The 2347-nt window shown below is 68.3% G+C and carries 3 protein-coding genes; all 3 read right to left on the reverse strand.

Going from position 1 to position 2347, the window contains the following annotated elements; all coding sequences use genetic code 11:
* A partial coding sequence (locus tag ACFWEK_RS20835; protein WP_430555279.1) for an ATP-binding cassette domain-containing protein occupies nt 1-476 on the reverse strand: 476 nt, incomplete at its 3' end.
* The gene (locus tag ACFWEK_RS20840) at nt 473-1450 is read right to left on the reverse strand and encodes an ABC transporter permease (protein WP_430545074.1); all 978 of its coding nucleotides are present in this window, start codon (nt 1448-1450) and stop codon (nt 473-475) included. The genes ACFWEK_RS20840 and ACFWEK_RS20835, both read right to left, overlap by 4 nt.
* Nucleotides 1443-2347, reverse strand: a 905-nt coding sequence (locus ACFWEK_RS20845; protein WP_430555280.1) for an ABC transporter permease, incomplete at its 5' end; no start/stop codon positions are given. The genes ACFWEK_RS20845 and ACFWEK_RS20840, both read right to left, overlap by 8 nt.

Consider the following 2347-nt stretch of genomic DNA (forward strand, 5'->3'; position numbering starts at 1 on the left):
ACGCGCTCCTTGCGCTCCCGCTTGCCGCCCTCGAAGCCGTTGGCCTTGAGGGCCTCCTCGATCTGGGTGCCGATGCGCCACACCGGGTTGAGGTTCGACATCGGGTCCTGCGGGACGAGGCCGATGTCCCGGCCGCGCATCGCCTCGATCTCCGTGCGGGGCAGGCCCACGATCTCGCGACCGTCGAACTTGATGCTGCCGCCGGTCACCTTGCCGGTGCCGGGCAGCAGGTCGATCACGGCGTGCGCGGTGGTCGACTTGCCCGACCCGGACTCGCCGACGATCGCGACCGACTGACCGGGGTACACGGTGATGTCGGCGCCGCGGACGGCGTGCACGACGCCCTCCGAGGTCGTGAACGACACCTGCAGGTCCCTGATCTCGAGCAGGGGCTTGTCGGTCCCCGCCTCGTAGCTGCGGCCGGCGCCCTCACCGACGGGCTGGTTGCCGTTCGTCACTGGGAACTGTGTCGTCATCGCTTCCGTGCCTTCGGGTCGAGGGCGTCGCGCACGACGTCGCCCATCATGATGAAGCCGAGCACCGTGATCGCCAGGCCCGCGGCCGGGTAGAAGAGGATCTCCGGCGCCTGGCGGATCGCCCGCTGCGCCTGCGAGATGTCCCCGCCCCACGACACGGTGCTGGGCGGCAGGCCGATGCCGAGGAAGCTCAGCGTGGCCTCGGCCACGATGAACGTGCCCAGCGCGACCGTGGCGTACACGATGATCGGCGCCGCCGAGTTCGGCAGCACGTGCCTCAGCAGGATCTTGCCGCGCCCCATGCCGAGCGAGCGGGCGGCGGTGACGAACTCGTTGTTCTTCACGGACATCACGGTGCCGCGCGTGATACGGGCGATGGACGTCCACCCGAACGACGCGAGCACCAGGGCGACGGTGAAGCTCGTCCGGTTGGTGGTGATCGACATGATGACGATGGCGGCCAGCACCAGCGGGATGGCGAAGAAGATGTCGGTGATGCGCGACAGGATGACGTCGAACCAGCCGGCGAAGTAGCCGGCGACGGCGCCCATGATGGTGCCGAGGATCACGACCATCGCCGTGGACATGACGCCCACGAGCACGGACGCACGGGCACCGTAGATGGTGCGCGCGTAGATGTCGCAGCCCTGCTTGTCGAAGCCGAACGGGTGCCCGGGCTCGGGGCCGGCGAGCGACTTGGCCAGCTCGCAGTCGAAGCGCGGGTGCACGGACGTGAACCACCCCGGGAAGGCCGCCACCGTGATGACGAGCAGGATGATCGCGGCCGCGACCCAGAACATGGGGCGCCGGCGCATCTCGCGCCACGCGTCGCGCCACAGGCTGGAGGGCGCCTCGTCCGTCTTGACCGCGTCGACGGCACCCAGGCCGCCCTCGTCGACCTCGGCGGCGAAGTGCTCCTGCCCGGGGCGCGGTCGCCGTCCGCCGGGCACGGTCTCGTATCGGTTCTCAGGCATAACGGATCCTCGGGTCGAGGGCGGCGTAGAGGAGGTCGACGAGCAGGTTCGCCAGGATGTAGACGATGACCAGCACGGTCGTGAGCGAGACGACGGTGATGTTCTCGCCGCGGATGATCGCCTGGTAGAGCGTCCCCCCGACGCCGTTGATGTTGAAGATGCCCTCCGTCACGATCGCGCCACCCATGAGGTTGCCGAGGTCGGCGCCCAGGAACGTGACGACGGGGATGAGCGAGTTGCGCAGCACGTGGCGGCCGGTGACCTGCGAGCGACGGAGCCCCTTCGCTCGCGCGGTGCGGACGTAGTCGGCACTGAGGTTCTCCGCGACCGACGTGCGGGTCAGGCGGATCACGTACGCGAAGGACGTCGCTGCCAGCACGATCGCCGGTAGCAGGAGACTGTAGAAGTTGGGGTCCCTGCCGACGGTCACGGGGAACCAGCCGAGCTTCACGCCCATCACGAACTGGAGCACGAAGCCGATGACGAACGTCGGCACGGAGATGACGAGCAGGCTGATCACCAGCACGGTGCCGTCGAACCAGCCGCCCTTGCGCATGCCGGCGAAGAGCCCGAAGAGGACGCCGAAGACGCCCTCGATGACGAGCGCCATGATCGCGAGCTGGAACGTGACCGGCAGCGCCGCGCCGATGACGTCCATGATGTCCTGACCTCGGAAGTCGACGCCGAAGTCGAGCGTGAAGACGCCCTTGAGGAACAGCAGGTACTGCACGATGAACGGTTCGTTCAGGTTGTACTGCTCGCGAATCTGGGCTTGCACGGCCTCGGGGAGACCGCGCTCCCCGCCCAGGCCTGCCACGGGATCTCCGGGCCGCAGGAACACGAGTGCGTAGAGCAGGAGCGTCGCTCCCAGGAACACAGGGATCACCTGTAGGAGCC

This window comes from Isoptericola sp. NPDC060257, from assembly GCF_042726645.1.
Lineage (GTDB): Bacteria > Actinomycetota > Actinomycetes > Actinomycetales > Cellulomonadaceae > Isoptericola > Isoptericola nanjingensis.

Excerpts from the sequence above, each read along its gene's own strand:
- ACFWEK_RS20840 (WP_430545074.1), bottom strand. The coding sequence starts at position 1,450 with ATGCCTGAGAACCGATACGAGACCGTGCCCGGCGGACGGCGACCGCGC.